Source organism: Paraburkholderia tropica (assembly GCF_914484835.1).
In the GTDB taxonomy this organism is placed as follows: domain Bacteria; phylum Pseudomonadota; class Gammaproteobacteria; order Burkholderiales; family Burkholderiaceae; genus Paraburkholderia; species Paraburkholderia tropica_A.
Genome location: NZ_CAJZAR010000100.1, coordinates 1 through 24,153, shown reverse-complemented (window position 1 = coordinate 24,153; position 24,153 = coordinate 1). Strand labels below are relative to the sequence as shown.

Here is a 24,153-nt window from a genome sequence, read left to right as displayed (position 1 = left end):
CGCGAGCGCGCCGAGGCCCGCGGGCGCGGCGTGGCCGAGCGAGAGCAAACCGGTCTCGCCGAGCAGCAGGTTGGACGAGAGCGCGAACACGATCATCGCGGCGGCTTGCGCGAGGCACGCGAGCAGCCAGCCTTGCGGCGCGCCCGTCGGCGACAGCCAGGCCGAAACGAGCGGCGGCGCTACCAGCAGCACGGCGAGCCCGAGCCACATCAACGCCGCGCCGCGTGCGTGCGACGTGCGAACGTTGGTGTGATCGGCGTGACGCTTTGCGTTCATGGCGTCACGCGTCCTCGCCGCGCTGGCCGAACAGCCCTTGCGGGCGCACGGCGAGCATCGCGACGAGCAGCAGATACGGCAGCAGCGGCGCGGCCTGCGCGAGCGTGAGCGCGCTCCACGCGGGCGCGAGCGTCACGCCCCAGCGCGCGGCGAGCGCGCCGAACGAGACGTCGCTCGCCACCGCGAAGGTCTGCAGGAAACCGACCGCGAGCGAGGCCGCAAACGCGCCGCCGAGCGAGCCGAGCCCGCCCGTCACCACCACCACGAACACGATCGAGCCGACCGATTCGGCCATCGCCGGTTCGACGACGAACAGCGGCGCGGCCACCACGCCCGCCAGCGCCGCGAGCGCGGTGCCGAGCGCGAACACCAGCGTGCGCACGCGCGGCACGTCGTGGCCGAGCGCTTCGACGGCGGCCGCGTGCGTGAGCGCGGCGCGCACGACGAGGCCCGTCTGCGAGACGCGCAGCGCGACGAAGATCAGGACGAGCATGGCGGCGGACATCAGCATCGCAAACGCGCGGTAGCGCGAGAACGCCGCGCCGCCCAGGCTGAACAGCGGGCCGTCGAGCCACGCGGGCACGGCCGCCGCGAGCGGCTGCAGACCCCAGACGAGCTTGACGCCTTCGCCGATCGCCCAGGCCGCGCCGAACGTGAGCAGCAGCGCGTTGAGCGGACCGCCGGGCTGCGCACGGCGCAGCAGCGCGACTTCGAACAGCGCGCCCGCGAGTCCGGCCGCGAACGGCGCGAGCACGAGCGCCCAGCCGAAGCCGAACCAGCCCGCGAGCGTCACGCCCAGATAGGCGCCGAGCATGTAGAAGCTCGCATGGGCGAAGTTGAGCACGCCGAGCATGCTGAAGATCAGCGTGAGCCCGGCGGAAAGCAGGAACAGCAGCAGGCCGTAGCTCGCGCCGTTGAGCGTATCGATGAGAAATGCCTGCACGGCGGCGTGCCGATGCCGGAGGCGACTAGCGTTGTGCGCCGGTGTCGGCGTCGGCGCCCTCGCCTTCTTCAGCGACGACGAGCGGCGCGAGCGCCGCGCGCAACGCCTCGGGCAGCGCCTTCACGGGACGGCGCGTCGCGCGGTCGACATAGACGTGCACGAAATGGCCCTGCGCCGCGGGCGTGGTTTCGCCCTCGCGAAACAGACCGACCTCGTAGCGCACGCTCGACGAACCGAGCCGCGCCACGCGCAGCCCCGCCTCCACGTGCTCGGGAAACACGAGCGGCGCGAAGTAGTTGCACTGCGTTTCGACCACGAGCCCGATGGTCTCGCCGTGCTCGATATCGAGCGCCTGCGCGCGGATCAGATACTCGTTCACCACGGTATCGAAGTAGCTGTAGTAGACGACGTTGTTGACGTGGCCGTACACGTCGTTGTCCATCCAGCGCGTGGTGATGGTGAGGAAGTGGCGATAGCCGGAACGGTCACGGGCGAGCGGTCGGTTCATCGGATCGAAAGAATGAGGTTGAGGGAGGTTCTGCGCTCAGGCAAGGGCAAACAGGCGGCGAAGCGGCGCCGGACTCACTGCCCCGGCCGCTCGACGAACTCGAACGGCAGGCCGCGGCGGCGCATCCATTCGCCGAGCGCCTGACCCGTGCCCGCGCGCCAGGGCCGCAGCTTCGCGGGCTCGACGAGCCGGTATTCGAGCAGTTCCGGTGACAGCGCGATGGTGCCCGTCGCCTTCACGTGATACGCGATGATCAGTTCGTTCTTGCGGATGAATTCGTAGACGCCGATCAACTCGACGCTCTGCGCGCGCAGCGAGGTCTCTTCGAGCACTTCGCGCGCGATGCCCTCCTCGGGCGTCTCGCCGTTTTCGAGGAAGCCGGTGATGAGCGCGAACATGCCCTCCGGCCAGGCCGCGTTGCGCGCCAGCAGGATGCGCCCTTCATATTCGACGATGGCCGCCACGACGGGCAGCGGATTGTCCCAATGGGTGAAGCCGCAGACAAGGTCCGGGCAGGCGCGGCGCACGCGCCCGCCTTCGTGCGCGGCGTCGGCTCGCTCGATGAGGCGCGAGGCGCAGCGCGGGCAAAACTGGTAATCGCTCATGGCTCGATGGATTCGCTGGGTCGCAAATGGCGCAAAGGGTGCAAATTGCGCAAAAAGCATCAGCGCCGCGTGCGGCCCGGCGGGCTCGCCGGATCGGCGCGAAGCAGCCATTTTAGTGCGCTATCGAGCCTGGCGTGCGGGCGGGTTCAGGCGGGTGTCGGCGGCCGGGCGCGAGCGCCATGAAATGCTTCGCGATCCTGATGAAACCGACGGCGCGGTTTGAGCCGTTTCAGCCGCGCGAACGCTGTGCGCGCCACACGAGCCCCAGCGCGCCGAGCACGAGCGCAGCGGCGGCGAGCGCCAGCGAACTCGTGAACGTGCCGCTCGACGCGGCCAGCGGCGCGGCCACCAGCGGACCGGCGATCTGGCCGATGCCGTAAGCGCCGGTCGCGTAACCCATCAGCGCGGCGGCGTGCTCGCCGCGCAGCAGGCGCGCTTCGCGCATCGCGAACAGCGTGATCGCCGTGAACGGCAGGCCGATCAGCACGCTGCCGAACGCGAATCCGGCGGCATTCGGCCAGACGATGCCGAGCGCGATCCCGAGCGCCTGCAGCACGTACGAGACGGCGAGCATCAGCCGGTTGTCCCAGTGCAGCGGCAGACGCGCCGCCGAGAGCGCCCCGACGATCAGCGCGATGCCGAACATCGGCCAGAACAGATCGGGCCACATCGAACCCGGCAGCGCGTGGCGCGCGATCACGGGCAGGAAGGTCGCGGTGATGATGTAGCCGAAACCCGGCACGCCGTAGAGCAGGACGAGCCAGAAGGCGTCGGCGCGGCTTGCGGCCTTGTGCGTGGGCGTGGGCGTGGCCGTTGGCGAGTGAGAGGCAGATGAAGATGAAGCCGCCGCAGCCGCGCCCTCCTCGCGCGTTTCATCGCCGAAAACGGGCCACACGCACACCGCGATCAGCACGCATATCAGCCCGAAACCGAGCCAGCCGATGCGCGCGTCGATGCCGCCGAGCGCGCCTGCCGCGCTCACGGCCAGTCCGGTCGCCGCGATGCCGACGCCCGGCCCCGTGAAGATCACGCCGCCCCACTCGTTCGCGCCCAGTTGCGCGAGCCGGCGCAGGCCCCATTGCGAGGCGAACACGAAGGTCGCGGCGCTCACCGCGCCCGCCACGAAGCGCACGACGGCCCAGACCCAGAACGCGTGCGTGAGTCCCATGACGAGCGTGAGCAGCGCGGTCGAGACGAGCCCGGCGCGCACGATGCGCGCGGGCGCGAAACGCAGCGCCGCGCAGCCGACCGCGCCGACGAAATAGCCCGCGTAGTTCAGCGACGCCAGCCAGCCGCCGTGACGCAGATCGAGTCCGCCGCCATGCAGCATCAGCGGCAAGAGCGGCGTGAACGCGAAGCGCCCGATGCCGAGCGCCGCGGCGAGCGTCGCCATGCACGCGAGCGCGGCACGACGCGCGGCATGCGGTCGGCGAGTGGATCGGGAGCCGGAACGGGGAGCGGCGAGGTCGGTCATGATCGGCGAAAAACAGCGGAAAAAGCGCGAAAACAGGGATGCATGCGAAGCCGGATACGGCGTCGCGCGACGCCGCATTACCGCATCGTAGACGCCCTAAACGTTCCTGAAAAATGAATTATCATGAACGAATCATTCCTGTTAAGAGAACTATCATGGATCTCGCCGAGCTCGCGATCTTCCGGGCCGTCGTCCGCGAAAACGGCGTGACGCGCGCCGCCGCCAAGCTCAACCGCGTGCAGTCGAACGTCACCACGCGCATCAAGCAGCTTGAGGAGGAACTCGGCACGCCGCTGTTCACGCGCGACGGCCGCCGTCTCGTGCTCACGCCCGCGGGCGAGACGCTGCTGCCCTACGCCGAACGGATGCTCGCGCTCGCCGACGAAGCGCGCCACGCGCTCAAGGCGGCGCGGCCGGCGGGACGTCTGCGGCTCGGCACGATGGAGAGCGCCGCCGCAAGCCGCCTGCCCGGCGTGCTCGCGCGCTATCACCAGGACTGGCCCGACGTCACGCTCGAACTGGAGACGGCCACGACCGGCTGTCTGATGGAGCGTCTGCGCGCGTTCGAGATCGACGCCGCGCTGGTCGCCACGCCGTTCGCCGGACCGCCCGAGAGCGAGGTCTTCGAGCATGTGCCGATCTATCGCGAGGAACTGGTGATGATCACGCCGCGCGGGCACAGGCCGATCCGCCAGCCGGGCGATGTCGCGCTGTCGACGCTGGTGGCGTTCGAGCGCGGCTGCGCGTATCGCAACTATGTGGAGGCCTGGTATCTGGAGCACGGCATCCGGCCCACGCGCGTGCTGGAGCTCGGTTCGTATCACGCGATCGTCGCGTGTGTGGCGGCGGGCGCGGGCGTGGCCGTCGCGCCGCGCTCGGTGCTCGATCTGCAACGCAACGCCGACGACATCGCCGTGCATTCGCTCGGCAAGCTCGGCCGGATCGACACGCTGCTCGTCTGGCGGCGCGGGCATCTTTCGCCCGCGCTCGATGCGCTGAAGTCGGCGCTGCTCGCGCATGCGCGCACCCCGGCGCATGCGCCTGCAAGCGCAGAAATGGCCACGGCGGCCACGGCGGCCACGGCCTGAGACGCCCGCCCGAGTAGAAAAACAGCGCAAAAACAAAAAGGGCCGCCCTTTCGGACAGCCCTTTTTCATCGGCGAATCTGCGCGCTTACAGCTTCGCTTCGACCCAGCCCTTCACGCCCGCGAGCGCCGCCGGCAGGTTCGCCGGCTCGGTGCCGCCCGCCTGCGCCATGTCCGGACGGCCGCCGCCCTTGCCGCCCACCTGCTGGGCGACGAAGTTCACGAGTTCGCCGGCCTTGACCTTCTTGCTGGCCTCGGCGGTCACGCCCGCGATCAGGCTGACCTTGCCGCCTTCGACGGCCGCCAGCACGATGGCCGCGCTCTTGAGCTTGTCCTTGAGCTTGTCGACCGTTTCGCGCAGCGTCTTCGAGTCCGCGCCTTCGAGCGTGGCGGCGAGCACGTGCACGCCGTTCACTTCGATGGCCTGGCCTGCGAGTTCGTCGCCCTGGCTCGACGCCAGCTTCGACTTCAGCGCGCCCAGTTCCTTTTCGAGCGACTTGACCTGATCCTGCACCTGCACGATGCGCTGCGTCAGTTCAGCCGGTTGCGCCTTGAGCACCGCCGCCGCCGCGTTGATGCGCGCGTCGAGGTCCTGCACGAAGCGCATGGCGTTGTCGCCGGTGATCGCTTCCACGCGGCGGATGCCGGCTGCGACGCCGCCTTCCACCACGATCTTGAACAGGCCGATGTCGCCGCTGCGCGTGACGTGCGTGCCGCCGCAGAGTTCGCGCGAGAAGCCGAGGTCGAGCACGCGCACTTCGTCGCCGTACTTTTCGCCGAACAGCGCCATCGCGCCGCCCTTGACCGCGTCGTCGAACGACATCACGCGCACGATGCCGGGCGCGTTCGCCAGCACTTCCGCGTTGACGATCTGCTCGACGCGACGGATTTCGTCGTCGGTCATCGGCGCGTTGTGCGCGAAGTCGAAGCGCGTTTTATCGGCGTCGACGAGCGAGCCCTTCTGTTGCACGTGCGCGCCCAGCACTTCGCGCAGCGCCTTGTGCATCAAGTGCGTGGCCGAGTGGTTGCGGGCCGTGCGGGCGCGGCGGATGGCGTCGATTTCCGCCTTCACGACGTCGCCGACCTTCAGCGTGCCCTGCTCCAGCGTGCCGTGGTGGCCCGCGACGTCGGCCTGCACCTTGAGCGTGTCGGCGACGGCGAAGCGGATGCTCGCGTTCGAGATCACGCCCTGGTCGCCGACCTGGCCGCCCGATTCCGCGTAGAACGGCGTGTGGTCGAGCACGACCACGGCGTCCTGACCGGTCTTCACTTCGTTGACCGACGAGCCGTCGACGTACAGCGCGACCACCTTGGCGTCGTCGAACACGATCTCTTCGTAGCCGTGGAACGTGGTCTTGGCGCCCGAGTATTCGAGGCCCTGCGCCATCTTGAACTTGCCCGCCGCGCGGGCCTGCTCGCGCTGGCGCGCCATGGCTTCGTCGAACGCCGGTTCGTCGACCGTGACGTTGCGCTCGCGGCAGACGTCCGCCGTGAGGTCGAGCGGGAAGCCGTAGGTGTCGTGCAGCTTGAACGCGAGTTCGCCGTCGAGCGTCTTGCCGCCCTTCGCTTCGAGGTCCGCCAGCGCGCCGTCGAGAATCGACATGCCGTGCTCGATGGTCTCGAAGAAGCGTTCTTCTTCCTGACGCAGCACGTCGGTCACGCGCTGTTGCGCTTCGGCCAGTTCCGGGTAGGCCGCGCCCATTTCCACGACCAGATCGTTCACCAGCTTGTGGAAGAACGAACCCTTCTTGCCCAGCTTGTAGCCGTGGCGGATCGCGCGGCGCACGATGCGGCGCAGCACGTAGCCGCGGCCTTCGTTGCCCGGAATCACGCCGTCGACGATCAGGAACGAGCACGCGCGGATGTGATCGGCGATCACCTTCAGCGAGTTGTTCGTGAGGTCGCTGATGCCGGTTTCGCGCGCGGCGGCCTTGATCAGGTTCTGGAACAGGTCGATCTCGTAGTTGCTGTGCACGTGCTGAAGCACGGCGGCCAGACGTTCGAGACCCATGCCCGTGTCGACGCACTGCTTGGGCAGCGGCGTCATGTTGCCTTGCGCGTCACGGTTGAACTGCATGAACACGAGATTCCAGATCTCGATGAAGCGGTCGCCGTCTTCCTCAGGCGATCCCGGGGGGCCGCCCCAGACGTCCGGGCCGTGGTCGTAGAACACTTCCGAGCACGGGCCGCAGGGGCCGGTGTCGGCCATCTGCCAGAAGTTGTCCGACGCGTAGCGCGCACCCTTGTTGTCGCCGATGCGGATGATGCGCTCGACCGGCACGCCGATTTCCTTCGCCCAGATGTCGAAGGCTTCGTCGTCTTCCTTGTAGACCGTGACCGTGAGCTTGTCGGCCGGCAGGCTGTAGACCTTGGTCAGCAGCTCCCAGCAGTAGTGGATCGCGTCGCGCTTGAAGTAGTCGCCGAACGAGAAGTTGCCGAGCATCTCGAAGAACGTGTGGTGGCGCGCCGTGTAGCCGACGTTTTCGAGGTCGTTGTGCTTGCCGCCCGCGCGCACGCTGCGCTGCGCGGTGGTCGCGCGCGAGTACGGACGCGATTCGGCGCCGAGGAACACGTCCTTGAACTGCACCATGCCCGAGTTGGTAAAGAGCAAGGTCGGGTCGTTGCCCGGCACGAGGCTCGACGAGCGCACGATCGTGTGGCCCTTCGATTCGAAGAACTTGAGGAATTTCTCGCGGATTTCGGAGGCTTTCATGGCGTGCTGTATTTACCTTCGGGGCGTCTGTGCTGAATCTTGTTTGATCTCGAAAACACGGCTCGCGGCCTGCGCGTGGGCGGCTGCGTGCACGGTTTCCTCGATGCTGAATCGAACGATTATACGGGATCGACGCACGCGCGCGGCGGCGTCCTCGGGCCGGTGTGCATCGTTGCCACGGGGCGCGCAGCGGCTGGTGCGCATGCTTGACGAATCGGCGTGCACGGAGCGTCAGACCGGCGCTGTCGCGCGCCGTCTTGTTCCGCTAAGCGAAACTTTGTACCGAAATATGCCTTAGTCGGCGCGGATCGCTTAAGATGGGCGCAACGGCCGCCTCGACGGCCCGCCTCAGAACGACATTGGAAGACACAGCATGGGCGCACTCAGCCATATCCGCGTACTCGATCTCACCCGCGTGCTCGCCGGGCCGTGGTGCGCGCAGACGCTCGCCGACTTCGGCGCCGACGTGATCAAGGTGGAGCGCCCCGGCGCGGGCGACGACACGCGCCATTGGGGCCCTCCGTATCTGAAGACGCCCGACGGCGAGGACACCGCCGAAGCGGCCTACTACCTCGCGCCGAACCGCAACAAGCGCTCGGTCACGGTCGATATCGCCACGCCGGAAGGCCAGCGCATCGTGCGCGAACTGGCCGCGCAGAGCGACGTCGTGCTGGAGAACTACAAGGTCGGGCAACTGAAGAAGTACGGGCTCGACTACGAGTCGCTGCGCGAGGTGAAGCCGGACATCGTCTATTGCTCGGTGACGGGTTTCGGCCAGACCGGCCCGTATGCGCCGCGCGCGGGCTACGACTTCATCGTGCAGGGCATGGGCGGTTTCATGAGCATCACGGGCGAGCGCGACGGCCAGCCGGGCGGCGGCCCGCAGAAGGCCGGCGTGGCGATCGCCGACCTCATGACCGGCATGTACTCGACCATCGCCGTGCTCACGGCGCTCGCGCACCGCGACCGCACGGGCGCGGGCCAGTACATCGACATGGCGCTGCTCGACGTGCAGGTGGCGATGCTCGCGAACATGAACACGAACTACCTCGCGAGCGGCAAGCCGCCGGTGCGCTGGGGCAACGCGCATCCGAACATCGTGCCCTATCAGGCGTTCCAGACCAGCGACAGCTGGATCATCCTCGCGGTGGGCAACGACGGGCAGTTCCGCAAGTTCGTCGAAGTCGCGGGCCGCGCCGATCTCGCCGACGACGCGCGCTTCGCGACCAACCCGGAACGCGTGCGCCATCGCGATACGCTGGTGCCGATCGTCGCCGACCTCATTCGCACGCGCAGCAAGGCCGACTGGATCGGTTCGCTCGAAGCGGCGGGCGTGCCGTGCGGGCCGATCAACGATCTGGGCGAGGTGTTCGAGAACGAACAGGTGATCGCGCGCGGCTTGCAGGTCGACGTGCCGCACCCGACGGGCGGCGTGGCGCGCCTCGTGCGCAACCCCATCCGCATGAGCGAGACGCCGCCCACCGTGGCGAGCCATCCGCCGACGCTCGGCGAGCACACGAACGACGTGCTGCGCGGCGTGCTCGGTTACGCCGACGATCAGATCGAAGCGTTGCGCGGCAAAGGGGTGCTTTGAGGCAGGTTTGAGGCGCTCGGGCGGCGTCAGGCGCCGCCGCCCGCGACCGATCGCGCGATCTGCTGTGCCATAGACGGCTGCATCGACATCAGCCATTCGTAACCCTGCGGCCAGTCTCCCAGACCGCTTTCGGCATTGATGTGCCCGCGCGCGCCGACTTCCTCCCAACCGCTGCCCCAGCCTTGCGCGCAGCGCCGCGCGAAATCCACGCCACCGTAGGGATCGTCGCTGCTCGCGACCACAATGCTCGCGAACGGCAGCGCGTCCAGTGGCACCGGATCGAAACCGCTCGCGTCGCGCGGAAATTCGGGGCCATGCGGATCCGGCACCGCGACCAGCAGCGCGCCCGCCACCTTCGCGCGCGTCGCGGCGCTCGAAAAGTGCGCCGCCCAATGCGCCACGGTCAGGCAGCCGAGACTGTGCGCCGCCAGCAGCACGCCGCCCTCGCCCGCGTCCTCACCCTGCGGTTCGGCCACCAGCGCCGCTTCCAGCGCGCGGCACCACGCCGCGCAGTCCGGGTGCGTCCAGTCGGGCATCGCCACGCGCGCGAAGCCCGTGTGCGCGGCTTCCCAGCGCGTCTGCCAGTGACCCGGCCCCGAGTTCATATAGCCGGGCAGGACCCGCACCCTTGCGTCGTTCGTCGTCATTTTTTCCTTGCTTCGCGGCATTGCGCGCCCCGCTCCGGCGCCAGGGCTGGCACGGTGGGGCGCGTCAGGTAGAATGGAAGGCACCACCGGGCGCCCGGGTTGCAACGTTGGCCTGCAGCGTGCAGTGCGATGTGCGGCGCGCCCTCGAACGACTTCCCTTTTCGCATGAATACCGAACGTAAAGACGCCGACCGCACGGACGCGCCTGCGGCATCCAATTTCATCCGCAACATCATCGACGACGACAACCGCTCGGGCAAGTGGGCGCAGCGCGTGGAAACGCGCTTCCCGCCGGAGCCGAACGGCTATCTGCACATCGGCCACGCCAAGAGCATCTGCCTGAACTTCGGCGTGGCGCAGCGCTACGGCGGCGTCTGTCACCTGCGCTTCGACGACACCAATCCGGAAAAGGAAAGCGTCGAATACGTCAACTCGATCATCGACGCGGTCACGTGGCTCGGCTTCGACTGGAAGAAGGAAGACCACGAGTACCTCTTCTACGCGAGCGACTACTACGACAAGCTCTACGAATTCGCCGAACTGCTGATCCAGCGCGGCAAAGCGTATGTCGACAGCCAGACGCCGGAAGAGATGCGCGCGAACCGCGGCTCGGCCACGGAAGCGGGCAAGAACTCGCCGTTCCGCGAGCGCTCCGTCGACGAAAACCTCGACCTGTTCCGCCGCATGAAGGCCGGCGAGTTCGAGGAAGGCGCGCACGTGCTGCGCGCGAAGATCGACATGGCGTCGCCGAACTTCAACATGCGCGACCCGGTCATCTACCGCATCCGCTTCGCGCATCACTACCGCACGGGCGACAAGTGGTGCGTGTATCCGATGTACGACTACACGCACTGCATCTCGGACGCGCTCGAAGGCATCACGCATTCGCTGTGCACGCTCGAATTCGAAGATCACCGTCCGCTCTACGACTGGGTGCTCAACGAACTGGCCGACGCCGGCGTGTTCACGCGTCCGCTGCCGCAACAGATCGAGTTTTCCCGCCTGAACCTCACGTACGCGATCACCAGCAAGCGCAAGCTGCTGCAACTCGTGACCGAAGGCCACGTGGACGGTTGGGACGATCCGCGTATGCCGACCATCGTCGGCGTGCGCCGCCGCGGCTTCACGCCCGAAGCGATCCAGCTGTTCTGCGAGCGCATCGGCGTGACCAAGGTCGATTCGTGGATCGACATGAGCGTGTTCGAAGGCGCGCTGCGCGACGACCTCGACGACAAGGCGGCGCGCGCGACCGCCGTGCTCGATCCGCTCAAGCTGATCGTCGACAACTATCCGGAAGGCCAGTCCGAGCAATGCAGCGCGCCGGTGCATCCGCATCATCCCGAGCGCGGCAACCGCGAATTCACGTTCTCGCGTGAACTGTGGATCGAGCGCGAGGACTTCCAGGAAACGCCGCCGAAGGGCTATTTCCGCCTGTTCCCGGGCAACAAGGTGCGCCTGAAGTACGGCTTCGTCGTGGAATGCACGGGCGCGGATAAGGACGCCGACGGCAACATCGTCGCCGTGCATTGCAACTACTTCCCGGACAGCAAATCGGGCACCGAAGGCTCGAGCAACTACAAGGTCAAGGGCACGATCCAGTTCATCAGCGCCGACAACGCCGTGCCGGCCGAAGTGCGCCTCTACGACCGCCTGTTCCGCGAAGAACAGCCGGACGCGGGCGGCCGCGACTTCCTCGAAGCGCTGAACCCGGACTCGAAGCGCGTCGCTCAGGCGTTCGTCGAACCGGGCGCGCGCAACGCGGCGCCGGAAGACCGCTTCCAGTTCGAGCGTCACGGCTACTTTGTCGCCGACCGCTACGACTCGAAGCCGGGCGCGCCGGTGTTCAACCGTATCGTCGGTCTGCGCGACAGCTGGGGCAAGTAAGCCCGCCAGCGAGTCATCGCACAAATGAAAAAGCCCGCACGTTCGCCGTGCGGGCTTTTTTTCTGGCGGCGGCGATGATCGAGCGCGTGAGGCCGCTCAGGCCGTTTCGATCCGCCGATGCAGCTCCGCGAGCGACAGCGCCGTATTGAACAGACGCGTGAGGCTGCGGCTCGCGTACTGGTCGACGTCGGCGGGCGCGACCCAGCGCCAGGCGTCCATCTCGGGAATCATCACGCCGTCGTGGCGGCGCGGAAACATCGACACGCAGACGCAGCGCGACAGATCGCCCTCGCTCTCCAGCGCGCGCGCCGCGAACAGATGCAGATCCTTGTCGCGCCGATACGCGAAGCGCCCGAGATCGACGAGCCGCGCCGCGCTCACGTCGATGCCGGTTTCCTCGACCATCTCGCGCCGCGCGCTCTGCACTTCGGTTTCGCCGGGCTCGCCCTGCCCCTTCGGAATGTCCCAGTGGTCGGTGCCGGTCGCATGGGCGAGCAGCACGCGGCCATCGGGGTCGAGCAGCACGATGCCGCACGACACAGTTTTGCCGTCGGTCTTGCCGTTCACCACGCGCTCAATGCCGCTGCTGATAGACCCACTTGCCCTCGCCCACACGGCAGAACTTCGGGTGCAGCGTCATCGCCTGGCCCTTCGCGTTGACGACCACGTCGGTGTCGCGGCAGGTCTTGTCGCCATCCTTCTCGGTCTTGGTCGGCGTGATGGTGGCGTCGATTTTCACGCTGTTGTTCAGGCCGTCGTTGTTCCAGGTGGACGACTCGCCGTCCGCCTTGTTGGTGACCGCGGCACGCACGGCTTCCGTGAGCGATGCGTAGTCCGCCTGCTTCATCCAGGACGCGGGCGTGTCGTGCAGGAAACCCAGATTCGCGGCCTGCGCGTTTGCGCCGAAGGCGAGCACTAACGCTGCGGCAATGCCTGACAATACTCGGGGCGAATTCGACATCGAATGTTCTCCTTGTAGGGCGGTCTCGTAGAGCGAGGCTTGGGGCCAATCGCTGTTGGGCCAATTGCTGTTGGGCCAATTGCTGGTCTCAAAAAAGCATAGCACGCGCCCTGTTTTCGCCCGATGCAGTCCGCCCACGGTTTTTCGGATTGCTCCGATAGCCGCTCAGATGCCCCGCCAATACGATTCCTCTGTCAGCCGCTTACGCACCACGAGGAATTTTCCGTCATGACCTACACCACTGCACTGGGCCTGTTTGCCATCGTCCTGGCGTTGCTGTGCATTGGCCTCATGGCGGTGCTCGCCCATCATTCGCACGTGCCGCGCACCGATCCGCTCACGGCGGACCTGAGCTTCGGCATCGTCGATCAGGCGCCGCACTGGCCGGAAGTCGCGGTGCGCGGCGGCTTCATCTGCCTGCTGGTGTCGTTCGTCGCGCTGACGGCCACCTGCATCCTGATCATGTCTTCCTGAGCGGGCCGTCCTGCGCGTCGTTTCCTGCGCGGCGGCGATGAACGCCCGCGCGCTCAGTGTGCTGTCTGTGCCGCCTGCGCCGACGCCTGCCAGCCGTCGGTGAGCGTGTCGAGAAACGCAATCACATCCTTGATTTCGGCGTCGGAGAACACCGGCGCATCGCCGGGTTTGCGGTCGAACGGCGGGTCCGTGTTCAGGTTCGCCCAGTATTGCTGCGGCAGATCGTCGAACTTCTTCACCTTGCCCTTCACCACCGGATAGAACTCCTGCGGATTCGTGTCGCGGCGCGCGTAGAAGCGCAGCACGTCGTCGAGCGAGTGATAGACGCCGTTGTGGAAGAAGGTTTTCTTCAGCGCGATGTTGCGCAGCGTCGGCGTGCGGAACAGGCCGCAGAATTCGGCGCGATGATCGAGATCCGTGCGCTCGGGGCCGCACGCGCCGAGATCGAAGAAACGCGGATCGCGATTGACCGCGAGCGTGCGGTTGCGCGGCACGCCGATCGCGATCAGGCCGAAGTCGCTGAACTGCGGCGGCGAGCCGTCCTTGGCGCGCTGGCTGATGTGGCAGCTCGCGCAATTGCCCCGCTTCTCGTCGTTGAACAGTTGCAGGCCGCGCAGCTCCGCCGCCGTGAGCGGGGTCTTGCCCGCGAGATACGCGTCGTATTTGCTCGTGTACGGATAGAACACGTCGGGCGCCTGCTCGAAGGTTTCGAGCGACTTCAGCACGGCCTGGAAGGTGGCGTTGTCGTCGTCGAAAACCTGCTCGCCGAAGGCTTCGCGAAACGCGTTCGCGTACGGCGCCGCGCGCACCGCCGCCGTCACCTTGGCCGGCGTGCTCGCCATCTCGAACGACGACAGCAGCGGAATGCGCGCCTGGTCCGCGCCATGATCGACGCGGCCGTCCCACGTGAGGCCGCCCGTCGGGCCAGCGTCGATGCTTTCATCGCCTTCGTCGTCGGAGTCGTGATAGTGCTCGGCGAACGCGGGCACCGCTTGCAGATACTTGAGCGTGGGCACGGCGCGCATGCCCTGACGATGCATGTCGGCGCCGCCGATCTGCACGTCGAGCGCATTGGCCGGCGTGAACGCGTGATTCGGGCTGTGGCAGGTCGCGCACGACATCTTGCCCGAGCCCGACAGCGACGGATCGAAGAACATCTGCTTGCCCAGCGCCGTCATGCGCCGTACCTGCGCATAGACCTCGGCGCGCGACTGGCCGTGCTGCCGGGCCGTCGGCGTCGGTGCTGGCGCGGAAATCTTCATCAGTTTCGCGCCGTTGGCTTTAGCGTTGGCATTCGATCTGGCATCCGATCGGACATTCGCATCGCGCGCACTCGCGCCGTTTTCCGAGCCGCCATCCATCCCGTTCGACGCGCCGGGCGTGCCGCCATCGCACGCCGCCAGCAGCGACAGCAACGCCGCCGCGATCAGCAGACGCGCGGCGTGACCATGGCCGCGCGAGCGCGCGCGAGTCTGCGAATGCGTGTCAGAAAGACTGCCTCCAAGCGCCGCGCGATGCGCCGAACGATGCCACATGAACTGATCCCCGAGCTTGTGTGCGGCGCGCGCGAGACCCCGGCCAGGCCGAATCCTCGCACCGCTGTGCCGCGATGGCCGATGCGCCCACGGAACGCATCGAAGTCGCGAAAGCGTATGTCAGCTTCGTTACATTCAAATGACGTCATGTAATTCAACCGTTACCTAATTACAGGGATAGAAAAAGCTAAATGTAATTATTTACATATAGCTGTCAAATTACGTTGAGACACTGCGCCTCGCCCGACGGCCGGTGTGACTCCCGCGCAGGCCGCCCGGCGCCCCCAACGCGAGAGAGAAAAAAATGATCAACAGAAAATGGTTCTATGCGACGCCGATCGCAGCGGCGGCGGCGGCATTGGCCGTCGCGGCCTGCGGCGGCAACGACAGCAAACCGGGTCTGACGTCGGTGAAGAACATCGTCGTGATCTATGCGGAGAATCGCAGCTTCGACAATCTGTACGGCAGCTTCCCCGGCGCGAACGGCCTGCAGAGCGTCACGGCCGCCAGCGCCCAGCAGCTCGACCGCGACGGCTCGGTGCTCGCCACGCTGCCGACGGTCTGGAACGGCCTGACGCAAACGGGCGTGACGCCCGTGGTCACGGCGGCGATGACCGAAAACATGGCGAACGCGCCCTTCGCCATCGACGATCCGAACGGCTACAACGTCCCGCTCTCGACGACGACGCGCGACCTCTATCACCGCTTCTACGAAAACCAGATGCAGATCCACGGCGGCAAGAACGACATGTTCGCCGCGTGGGCCGACTCGGGCGGCCTCGTGATGGGCCACTACACGACCAGCGCCGAAAAGCTGCCGCTCTGGAAGATCGCGCAGCAATACACGCTCGCCGACAACTTCTTCATGGGCGCGTTCGGCGGCTCGTTCCTGAACCACCAATGGCTGATCTGCGCGTGCACGCCGTACTACGCGAACGCCGATACGGCCACGGCCAAGCCGACGATCTCGACGGTCGACGCCGACGGCGTGTCGCTGACGCTCGCCTCGAACTCGCCCGCCTCGGCGCTGACCGGCGTGCCGAAATTCGTGAAGTCGGGCAACCTCACGCCCGACTTCTACGCCGTCAACACGATGCAGCCGCCGTATCAGCCGAGCGGCAACGCGGCCGCCTCGGGCGGCGACGCGAATCTCGCCGATCCGGGCAACGCCTCGACGATGCCGGCGCAGACGTCGCAGAACATCGGCGACCTGCTCTCGAACGCGGGCGTGACGTGGGCATGGTATGGCGGCGCGTGGGGCGCGGCCGTGAGCGCGGTGCAGAACAGCACCTCGAACGTGATCTACGGCGCGAACATGACGGCGCCGAACTTCCAGCCGCACCATCAACCGTTCAACTACTTCTCGAACTACGCGCCGGGCACCGCCGCGCGCACGGCTCACCTGCTCGACGGCGGCATGGACGGCAGCGAGTTCATCAAGGCGATCGACGCGGGCACGCTGCCCTCGGTGTCGTTCTACAAGCCGCAGGGCAACCTGAACGAGCACGCGGGCTACACCGACGTGGCGAGCGGCGACCAGCACATCGCCGACGTCATTTCGCATCTGCAAAAGAGCCCGCAGTGGAAGGACATGGTCGTCGTGGTGACCTACGACGAAAACGGCGGCTTCTGGGATCACGTCGCGCCGCCGAAGGGCGACCGCTGGGGTCCGGGCTCGCGCATTCCGGCGCTGATCATTTCGCCGTACGCGAAGAAGGGTTACGTCGATCACACGCAGTACGACACGACCTCGATCCTGCGCCTGATCACGCGCCGCTTCTCGCTGCCGACGCTGCAAGGTCTCACCACGCGCGACACCGCGCTCAAGAGCAACGGCGGCCAGGCGATGGGCGACCTGACCAACGCGCTCGACCTGAAGCTTTGATGCGTTGATGCGCTGATCGACTACGGCCATCGATCGCTGGACATCAGGGTGTCCAGCTTTCTTCACGGGCAGCCATGTGGCTGCCCGTTTTTTTGATGCCGCTCCACTCTCTCGCGGTTTGATCCGCCTTTCTAACGCGACTTTTGACCACAGTCATGACTCCGTCGCATGCACTAGTCTGATAGTAGTTGACTAGGCAATAATTAACGGAGATCAAAACATGATGCGCGTCGAATCGACGCTCCCTCCCGGCGAGCGTGTCGTTTATGAGGGCCACCTCAGCATGTGGGCGATGAGCCCGTGGATCACGTTCGGCATCGTGCTGATGATCTGGGGCGTGCTGCTCGGCTGTCTCGGCGATGCGCGGTTTTCGGCGGCCATGCTGTTTGGCGCGGGCGCGCTGCTGTTCGCCGTCGCGATCGCCCTGCTGCTGACCACGCAACTTGCACTGACGAGAAAGCGCGTGATCGCGACCTTCGGCATCGTGCGTCAGCGCAGCGTCGCGTTCGAACTGGGCGAGGTGCGCCGCGTGCATGTGCGTCAGGGCGTGATCGGCGGAGTGTTCGACTACGGGACCATCGTGATCGGACGCGCCAGCGCGCCGGCACTCAGGATCGCGGGCATCGAGCAACCGTTTGTGTTTCGCGAACGGCTCGCGAGGCTGCGCGATGTGATCGCGGCGCAGATGCGGTTGGCGGCTTGAGAAAGTTTGACATTAGGGAACTCTCAAGTTTTCGATTTGCGTGTCGATACTTTGGGGCATGAACACGACAATCACCAAGGCGCAAGCCGAAGCCATCCTCAACACGGCGTCCAAACTGTTCGGTCTTCTTGTGGAAGCGCGACAGCTCGACCCGGACTCGGCCGAAGGGAAGCAGATCTACAACAAGTTCGTCTTCGGCGCGCTCGACACGGCCTGTCCGAATGCCACGCAGCGCGAGAAGCTCGTGCTGTTTGGATCGCCGGATTGACGAAAATCTACGCCATGGCTATACGCTGCCGGAAAACAAAAAAGCCCGCAAATTGCGGGCTTTTTTGTTTGGCGCGACAGGAGGGGCTCGAACCCCCGACCCTCGGCTTAGAAGGCCGATGCTCTATCCAGCTGAGCTACTGTCGCGTGGAAAATCTGCGTGCCGGCAGCCGCGCGCGGGGTGCGGCCGAAGACGGGCGTGGATTATACCGCGTTCGACTCGAGCCGGACGTCCCGCCCACGGCCCGCCATCAAGCGGGTTGCGGATGCATCACGAACCAGCCGAGGAAAATCGCGCCCGCGATCACGCAGTACAGGCCGAACGACGCCAGACGGCCGCGCCCTTCGAAATAGCGCATCAGGAACTTCACGCTCAGCCACGCGGCGATGCCGGTCAGCACGCCGCCGACGAGCGCCGTCGTCAGCTGGTCGCGCGCGTGGAACAGTTTCGGCAGTTCGAGCACGCCCGCCGCGAAGATGATCGGCGTGCCGAGCAGGAACGAAAACTCCGCCGCCTTCTCGGTCGTGAGGCCCGCCGCGTTACCGGCGATCATCGTCAAGCCACTGCGCGAGAAGCCCGGAATCAGCGCGCCAATTTGCGCGAGACCGACCAGAAACGCCTGGCGGAACGTGAGCTTTTCGGGCGCGCGGTGCGTGCGAGCACGCTGGAGGCGGTCGCCGAACCACAGCAGCACGCCGTTCACCATCAGCGCGGCGGCGACGATGCGCAGGTCGTGAAAGATCGCTTCGATGCGCTTTTCGAGCACCAGACCGACGATGCCCGTCGGAATCGTGCCGATGATCAGCGCCCACATCATGTGGCCGTCGTCGTTCTTGCGGCCGCCCAGCGACGCGAAGAAGCCGCTGATCAGCGCCACCCAGCGCGCGCGGAAATACCAGAGCAGCGCGACTGCCGTGCCCAGGTGCAACGCGACGAGGAACGGCAGCAGTTGCGGGGCGTGCTTGTCGATATGCATGCCGAACAGTGCCGGCACGAGCAAGGTGTGGCCGAGACTGCTGACAGGAAACAGTTCGGTAACGCCTTGCAGCACGCTCAGAAAGAGTAGAAACGAGAGACTCACGCGCGGATCCTCGGAATGGTTGGACATGACGCCGACCATCGCGGGGACAGTGCGGCAAAGCGCACCGATTATGCCTGGCCCGAATTGCAGCGCCAAGCTTCAAGTCTCATTTGTCGGAAAAGTTACCGCGTCGCAACAAAATCGCGGTGAACGGGACGATACGCGCAGCCGGCGCGCATGTTTCAGAAAGCAATCAGCCGGCAAACGCCGGCCAGAATGCAAGCAAACTGCAAGTAATCTGCGAGCCGCGCGCGCGGTGTGGCGCACGGCTTGTGCATCTTTGCGCTTAACGCGCCATCTTGTAGAAGAAGTATGCGCTGCTGCCGACGAACAGGCTGAACATGCCCATGCTCATGACCGTTGCGATATCCATTTTCGCGCCCTCCTTCGCTGTTGCTGTCTGCGGCTGTGTGCGAAATCGCACATTTCAGGGCGATTATGGCGGCGGCCCGGCTTGCACAACACCCACGATTTCCCGACGAGGGTTTCCACGCATCGGAAAGCGGCGCACAATCGCCCATCGCGTATTCGCGGCCCGCCGCTGCGCCGGCGCGGCCTTTCCCTCACCTCGACTCAGTGCCAGGCCATGGAAACACGCCCTCCGCAGGACCTCCTCGAACTCAACAGCGGCGTCTCCACGCTGCGCTTCGCTCCGTGGGCCGGCGGCCGCCTGCTCTCCTGGCACGTCGGCGGCGAGCCCGTCATCCGCTGGCCCGACAACGCGAACTGGGAGCAGCCCGCGCGCATCCGCGGCGGCAATCCGCTGCTGTTCCCGTTTCTCGGCCGTCATTTCGTCGATGGCCAGATCGGCCGCTGGCGTGACGCCGAAGGCGTCGTGCGCGATCTGCCGATGCACGGCTTCGCCCGCGATCTGCCGTTTGCCGCCCACGTCGACGGCGACGGGCGCGGCGTGCGCATGACGCTCGACGATTCGCCAGCGACGCGTGCGGGCTATCCGTTCGGCTTTCGCTTCGAGGCCGCTTACCGGCTCGCCGACGATCACACGCTCGACGTCTCGCTGACGGCCACCAATACCGGCGACGCGCCGCTGCCCTGGTACGCGGGCCATCACTTTTACTTTGCGCTGCCGCACGCGCAACGCGGCGAGAGCACGCTGGAGATGCCGCCCGCGCAGCGCCAACATCAGCTGCCCGACGGTTCGATCAGCGCGCCGGAGCGCGGCGAGGCGCTCTATCGTCTCGACGACGCCGCCATCATCGACCGCTTTCACGTGCTCGAACCGACGCCGCCGTCGGTGCCCGTGCGCTTCGTCGCGCCCGGACTCAAGCGTGCGGTCACGATCGATCTCGACCGCCCCGACTCGCTGCCGTGGTACGCCGTGACGACCTGGACGGAAGCCGCCGACTCCGACTTCTATTGCATCGAACCGTGGCTCGGTCTGCCCGACGCGATCCACAACGGTCTCGGCCTGCGCTGGCTCGCGCCGGGTGCCACGGAGACCGCGACGCTGCGTCTGCACGTCGAGGCGCTCGGATAATGCAGCGGGCCTGATCGACTTTCATCCACCTCAATTCCTGGCCTCAATCGCTGGCTTCGATCGCTAACGCGGCGGCAAACCCGTTAAAATCAGACGTTTTGCCGCCGCGATCCGCCTTCCGGCTGAACCGCGCGGCAGCGTCCTGCGAGGTTCAACATTGGCACAACGATTTAGACGAGGATTCAGGCAACTCGCGTGCGCGGCGCTCGTCGCGCTGCTCGCCGCGTGCGGCTCGGCACCGGTCGGCCCCGGCTACTACCGCGTGGAACGCGGCGACACGGTCAGCAAGATCGCGCGCAGCAACCGGCAATCGGTGTCGAACATCGTCCGCTGGAACAATCTGTCGAACCCCGACGCAATCGAAGTCGACCAGGTGCTGCGCGTCGCGCCGCCGGCCGGTTCGTCGGCGGGCGCGGAACGCACCGCGCCGCGCGCCACAGCCGCCGCACCGCGCGAATCGGCGCCCGACAATGCGGGTCCGGCACCCGCGCCCGTCTCGTCCATTTCGTTGATCTGGCCGACCGCCGGCCAGGTGGTTCGCAACTTCGACGGCCGCAACTCGAAAGGCATCGACATCGTGAATGCCGCCGGCACGCCGGTCGTCGCCGCCGCGCCGGGCACGGTCGTCTATGCGGGCAATGGCCTGCGCGGCTACGGCAATCTGCTCATCATCAAGCACGGCGGCGATTACCTGACCGCTTACGCGCATAACCAGGCGCTTTATGTGAAGGAAGGCGAATCGGTTGCGCAAGGGCAGAAGATTGCGGCCATGGGCGATTCGGACAACGATCGTGTGATGCTCCATTTCGAGCTGCGTTATCAGGGCCGCTCGATCGATCCGGCCCGCGATCTGCCGCCACGCTGAACTTCGTCGATCGCCGCGGCGTTTCGCATTACGTTTTCTTTAGCTTTTTTGCTCGTTTAACGCTCGCGGCGAATCAAATAGAACGTACAAAAAAAAGCCCGGCGTGGCGCCGGGCTAACGGGGGTTTGGCGCATATCGGCAAAGGACCGGTTTACCATGCGCCGAATGGCAATCTATCAACGCGACCCTGCCCGCGCAATCACTTAATTAGATCGAATATGTGTCGCGGCGCACGGATTATGTGTCGTCCGAACTTTCGATAGTGAAACGGCGTTGCGAAGCCCCGCCTTCCGCGCATAAAAATGCGCGTTGCAGCGCGCGATCCCGATTCGCAGATTTTCGCCGAAAAGCCTTTACCAGCGGGAGTTTGCGATCAAGATGCAAGGGCCGTTTCGGCACCCGAACGGCCCGACTTCATTGCACCGCAGCGAGCTGTTTCGACGCGTGCGCCACCCACGGTCATTAAGTGGCCCACCGCACAAATGAATGCAATTATGCGCCGAAGTTGGTTTTTTGGAACAACGATCCGGCTTTTTCATCAGGCGTCTGCGCGGTCGATTTATTGGCATCGCCAATTGGCTTTTTTGTCCGATTAATTCGCGCATTTCGATATCACGTCAATCGGATTCAGCGTTAGTCGTTAATTAACCGGATTATTATCAGACAAATAACGGCACTGGCGCTTGTCGTCGTGTTGCCGTGCTGTTCTCGTGCTGTTGCCCGGATAGCGCACAACGAAGTTCTGGCGCGCCGGGCCGCCTTGCCGTCTATCGTTTATAGTAACGGCCGCAATCGATTCTCAAGATCATGACCCAAAACAACGACGCCACGCCCAGCCCCCTTTACGCCAAGCTGCTCGGCGAGACCGCCAAGATCGACTGGCAGGATCTCGAACGTTTCTTCGCGCAGGGCAAGCTGCTTTCGGTGGCGCGCGACCTCGACCTCGTAAGCGTCGCAGAAGCGATCGCCAACGACGACGGCACGCGCGTGACGCAGTGGCTCTCGTCGGGTCTCGTCCAGCGGATGCAGGCCGAAACGGCCGCCGATTTCGCCGATCGCAAGCCGGAGCTGTGGGCCGTCGTCGTCTCGCCGTGGGTCTGCGTGCAGGAACGCAGTTGAGCGAGAGCGCCTCACTCCCTGTGCGGGGCGGCTGGCACCGGCGCGTGCTGATGCTCGCGTTCCCCATCGTCCTCGCCAATCTCACGCAGCCGATTCTCGGCGCCGTCGATACCGCCGTCGCCGGCCACCTGGGCCGTGCCGCCGATCTGGGCGGCGTCGCGCTCGGCGGTCTCTTCTTCAATTTCGTCTTCTGGGGCTTCGGCTTCCTGCGTATGGGCACGACCGGGCTCGTCGCGCAGGCCTACGGCGCGCACGATCACGCCGCGCTGCGTGCGAACGTCGTGCGCGCGCTGGTCCTGGCATTCGGGATCGGCGCGTTCATCCTGATCGTGCAGGCGCCGCTGATTCATTACGCCATCGCGCTGATCGGCGGCAGCGACGAGGTGCAGCGCAACGCGCGCCTCTACAGCCATGCGCGAATCGGCTCCGCGCCGTTCGCGCTGGCGAACTACGTCGTGCTCGGCTATCTGCTCGGCACGCAGCGCGTGCGCATTGCGCTAGTCGCGCAAGTGTTGATCAACGCCGTCAACGTCGTGGCCGTGCTGGCCTTTGTGTACGGGTTCGGCTGGGGTATCGCCGGCATCGGCGCGGCGACTGCGACCGCCGATGCGGCCGGCTTCGTGTTTGGCGCGGCAGTGCTTTGGCATCTGCGTCCGCGCGGTCTCGCGCCGCTCGACTGGCGCGCGGTCGTCGAGCCGTCCGCACTCAAACGGCTCGTCGCGATCAACCGTGACATCTTTTTGCGGACGATCTGTCTGCTCGGCTCGTTTGGCTGGTTCGCGCACCTCGGCGCGCAGCAGGGCGACGCGATCCTCGCGGCCAACGCGCTGCTGCTCAACTTCCAGACCTTCATGGCGTACGGCCTCGACGGCTTCGCCCATGCGAGCGAGGCGCTGGTCGGCGCAGCCATCGGCGCACGCGATCGCGACGCGTTCCGGCAGGCCGTCAAGGTCAATCTTTTCTGGGCGGCGCTCGGCGCGCTCGGATTCTCGGCGGTCTATTGGGGCGCGGGCGGCTGGATCATCGACAAGCTCACCGATCAGCCGACCGTGCGCGCCGCCGCCCGGGCATTCCTGCCATGGGCCGCGCTTTCGCCGATCATCTCCGTCTGGGGCTTCCTGCTCGATGGCGTGTTCATCGGCGCGACGCGCACGCGCGAGCTGATGCAGGCGATGGCGGTTTCGTTGCTGGTGTTTCTCGGCGCTTCGTGGGCGCTCGTGACGCCGTTCGGCAATCACGGCCTCTGGGCCGCCTTGCTGATCTTCATGGCGTCTCGCGGACTGACGCTCTACCCGTTCGTTCCGCGCATTACCGGTGCGATTCAGCCTTCGATGGCTCGGTGAGCGCCCTCAGGCGCCCTGCTTCGTCTTTCTTCTTTTCCGAGCCTGAACCGGCTTATTCCGCTTTTTGCGACGACGGCGTGTCGATCATCATCGGCGGCCGATCGTCGGTCGGCACGCCGTGATAGTCGGCCGGATCGTGGGGCGGCGGACCGTGATGCTTGCTCGCCGAATTGTCGGCGCAAGCCGAAAGCATTGCGGCCATTGCGATGGCCAGCCAGACACGTGACATCGATTCAAATCCCTAAAAAAATGTTGCCGCGCAGCAGTGTACCGTCTGCGCGCGCGGCTCGCCGGTTCGCAAACACCACTATTTTTTCCGGCCCGGCTCTGTCCTAAGATAGTCACATGGCTGCAACCCAAGGAGGCTGCCATGGATGCCGAAACCATCGCGGGATTCGCGGGCCTTGCCGTCGGTCTGCTCGTGCTGTTAGGACTGTCGATTTTCGAATCGCGCGCCTATCGGAAGGAGCATGACGGGGAAGGCATGATGCACCACTGGCTGGCCGAACATCACGTGCTCGAGCGAGTGCGCCGCAGGCATTGAGCTGATGCGCGGGACCGTTGCGGTCCGGGTGTAGCCAGGCGGAATTTGCGTCTGTATCGCGGCTGGTGAATGCCGGCCGTGGGGGTGTTTATCCGCCGTGTTTTGCGCGCCGGTTGGTGATGCACGCGTATTTCACACGCCCAAACGC

The 24,153-nt window shown here is 66.0% G+C and carries 23 protein-coding genes, 1 tRNA gene and 1 pseudogene; 12 read left to right on the top strand and 13 right to left on the bottom strand.

All coding sequences use genetic code 11. The features are described from left to right. From LDO54_RS39370 to LDO54_RS35550, 5 genes and pseudogenes are all read right to left on the bottom strand, one after another. Positions 1–276, bottom strand: a pseudogene (locus tag LDO54_RS39370) (hypothetical protein); the annotation flags it as partial. A 4-nt stretch (positions 277–280) separates the two neighbouring features. Further along, the gene (locus LDO54_RS35565; protein ID WP_224017253.1) at positions 281–1,219 is read right to left on the bottom strand and encodes a branched-chain amino acid ABC transporter permease; all 939 of its coding nucleotides are present in this window, start codon (positions 1,217–1,219) and stop codon (positions 281–283) included. 25 nt (positions 1,220–1,244) lie between these two features. Next, complete coding sequence (locus LDO54_RS35560) at positions 1,245–1,727, bottom strand: acyl-CoA thioesterase (RefSeq protein ID WP_224017251.1); 483 nt, start codon at positions 1,725–1,727, stop codon at positions 1,245–1,247. 74 nt (positions 1,728–1,801) lie between these two features. Then, positions 1,802–2,332, bottom strand: coding sequence for an NUDIX domain-containing protein (locus tag LDO54_RS35555; protein ID WP_224017248.1), 531 nt, complete (start codon positions 2,330–2,332; stop codon positions 1,802–1,804). Positions 2,333–2,561: 229 nt separating this feature from the next. Then, positions 2,562–3,806 (bottom strand): YbfB/YjiJ family MFS transporter, encoded by a 1,245-nt coding sequence (locus LDO54_RS35550; RefSeq protein ID WP_224017246.1) that lies wholly within the window; start codon positions 3,804–3,806, stop codon positions 2,562–2,564. 155 nt (positions 3,807–3,961) lie between these two features. Here LDO54_RS35550 and LDO54_RS35545 point away from each other — a divergent pair, with 155 nt between their 5' ends. Then, positions 3,962–4,894 (top strand): LysR family transcriptional regulator, encoded by a 933-nt coding sequence (locus LDO54_RS35545; protein ID WP_224017243.1) that lies wholly within the window; start codon positions 3,962–3,964, stop codon positions 4,892–4,894. Positions 4,895–4,979: 85 nt separating this feature from the next. On the opposite strand, the gene alaS is transcribed toward LDO54_RS35545, so the two are convergent. Continuing rightward, positions 4,980–7,604: an alanine--tRNA ligase gene (alaS, locus tag LDO54_RS35540; protein ID WP_224017240.1), complete on the bottom strand. Its 2,625-nt coding sequence runs from the start codon at positions 7,602–7,604 to the stop codon at positions 4,980–4,982. 373 nt (positions 7,605–7,977) lie between these two features. Here alaS and LDO54_RS35535 point away from each other — a divergent pair, with 373 nt between their 5' ends. Beyond that, positions 7,978–9,198, top strand: a complete 1,221-nt coding sequence (locus LDO54_RS35535) for a CaiB/BaiF CoA transferase family protein (protein ID WP_224017238.1) — start codon at positions 7,978–7,980, stop codon at positions 9,196–9,198. Positions 9,199–9,224: 26 nt separating this feature from the next. Here LDO54_RS35535 and LDO54_RS35530 read toward each other — a convergent pair whose 3' ends face one another. After that, a complete protein-coding gene (locus LDO54_RS35530) occupies positions 9,225–9,845 on the bottom strand; it encodes an RBBP9/YdeN family alpha/beta hydrolase (RefSeq protein WP_224017236.1) in 621 nt (206 codons plus the stop codon). A 165-nt stretch (positions 9,846–10,010) separates the two neighbouring features. Between LDO54_RS35530 and LDO54_RS35525 the strand changes: the two genes are divergently transcribed. Then, positions 10,011–11,729 (top strand): glutamine--tRNA ligase/YqeY domain fusion protein, encoded by a 1,719-nt coding sequence (locus tag LDO54_RS35525; protein ID WP_224017234.1) that lies wholly within the window; start codon positions 10,011–10,013, stop codon positions 11,727–11,729. A 96-nt stretch (positions 11,730–11,825) separates the two neighbouring features. Here LDO54_RS35525 and LDO54_RS35520 read toward each other — a convergent pair whose 3' ends face one another. Next, a complete protein-coding gene (locus LDO54_RS35520; protein WP_436975761.1) occupies positions 11,826–12,296 on the bottom strand; it encodes an NUDIX hydrolase in 471 nt (156 codons plus the stop codon). A gap of 7 nt (positions 12,297–12,303) precedes the next feature. Next, positions 12,304–12,690: a hypothetical protein gene (locus tag LDO54_RS35515; protein WP_224017230.1), complete on the bottom strand. Its 387-nt coding sequence runs from the start codon at positions 12,688–12,690 to the stop codon at positions 12,304–12,306. 228 nt (positions 12,691–12,918) lie between these two features. Here LDO54_RS35515 and LDO54_RS35510 point away from each other — a divergent pair, with 228 nt between their 5' ends. Then, positions 12,919–13,164 (top strand): hypothetical protein, encoded by a 246-nt coding sequence (locus LDO54_RS35510; protein ID WP_224017228.1) that lies wholly within the window; start codon positions 12,919–12,921, stop codon positions 13,162–13,164. A gap of 53 nt (positions 13,165–13,217) precedes the next feature. Here the strand turns inward: LDO54_RS35510 and LDO54_RS35505 are convergent, their stop codons facing one another. Continuing rightward, positions 13,218–14,699: a cytochrome-c peroxidase gene (locus LDO54_RS35505; RefSeq protein ID WP_224017226.1), complete on the bottom strand. Its 1,482-nt coding sequence runs from the start codon at positions 14,697–14,699 to the stop codon at positions 13,218–13,220. A 304-nt stretch (positions 14,700–15,003) separates the two neighbouring features. On the opposite strand from LDO54_RS35505, the gene LDO54_RS35500 reads away from it, so the two are divergent. From LDO54_RS35500 to LDO54_RS35490, 3 genes are all read left to right on the top strand, one after another. Further along, a complete protein-coding gene (locus tag LDO54_RS35500) occupies positions 15,004–16,584 on the top strand; it encodes an acid phosphatase (protein WP_224017224.1) in 1,581 nt (526 codons plus the stop codon). Positions 16,585–16,804: 220 nt separating this feature from the next. Continuing rightward, entirely contained in the window at positions 16,805–17,287 is a 483-nt protein-coding gene (locus tag LDO54_RS35495; RefSeq protein ID WP_224017222.1) for a PH domain-containing protein, read from the top strand. A 58-nt stretch (positions 17,288–17,345) separates the two neighbouring features. Continuing rightward, a complete protein-coding gene (locus tag LDO54_RS35490; RefSeq protein WP_224017220.1) occupies positions 17,346–17,555 on the top strand; it encodes a hypothetical protein in 210 nt (69 codons plus the stop codon). A 69-nt stretch (positions 17,556–17,624) separates the two neighbouring features. On the opposite strand, the gene LDO54_RS35485 is transcribed toward LDO54_RS35490, so the two are convergent. Together LDO54_RS35485 and LDO54_RS35480 are read right to left on the bottom strand one after the other, a co-directional pair. Next, a tRNA-Arg gene (locus LDO54_RS35485) sits at positions 17,625–17,701 on the bottom strand. Between the two features lie 104 nt (positions 17,702–17,805). Next, entirely contained in the window at positions 17,806–18,636 is an 831-nt protein-coding gene (locus LDO54_RS35480) for an undecaprenyl-diphosphate phosphatase (protein WP_224017257.1), read from the bottom strand. A gap of 586 nt (positions 18,637–19,222) precedes the next feature. Here LDO54_RS35480 and LDO54_RS35475 point away from each other — a divergent pair. The 4 genes from LDO54_RS35475 (at position 19,223) to LDO54_RS35460 (ending at position 23,461) form a co-directional block, all read left to right on the top strand. Beyond that, positions 19,223–20,134: an aldose epimerase gene (locus LDO54_RS35475; protein WP_224017218.1), complete on the top strand. Its 912-nt coding sequence runs from the start codon at positions 19,223–19,225 to the stop codon at positions 20,132–20,134. 157 nt (positions 20,135–20,291) lie between these two features. Further along, a complete protein-coding gene (locus LDO54_RS35470) occupies positions 20,292–20,999 on the top strand; it encodes a peptidoglycan DD-metalloendopeptidase family protein (protein ID WP_224017216.1) in 708 nt (235 codons plus the stop codon). Positions 21,000–21,806: 807 nt separating this feature from the next. Then, positions 21,807–22,118 (top strand): DUF2288 domain-containing protein, encoded by a 312-nt coding sequence (locus tag LDO54_RS35465; protein WP_224017213.1) that lies wholly within the window; start codon positions 21,807–21,809, stop codon positions 22,116–22,118. A gap of 50 nt (positions 22,119–22,168) precedes the next feature. Then, positions 22,169–23,461 (top strand): MATE family efflux transporter, encoded by a 1,293-nt coding sequence (locus LDO54_RS35460; RefSeq protein ID WP_224017255.1) that lies wholly within the window; start codon positions 22,169–22,171, stop codon positions 23,459–23,461. A 52-nt stretch (positions 23,462–23,513) separates the two neighbouring features. Here LDO54_RS35460 and LDO54_RS35455 read toward each other — a convergent pair whose 3' ends face one another. Continuing rightward, complete coding sequence (locus LDO54_RS35455; protein WP_436975760.1) at positions 23,514–23,663, bottom strand: hypothetical protein; 150 nt, start codon at positions 23,661–23,663, stop codon at positions 23,514–23,516. Between the two features lie 168 nt (positions 23,664–23,831). Here LDO54_RS35455 and LDO54_RS35450 point away from each other — a divergent pair, with 168 nt between their 5' ends. Beyond that, on the top strand, positions 23,832–24,005 hold the full coding sequence (locus LDO54_RS35450; protein ID WP_224017209.1) for a hypothetical protein: 174 nt from the start codon (positions 23,832–23,834) through the stop codon (positions 24,003–24,005). Positions 24,006–24,153 lie beyond the last annotated feature (148 nt).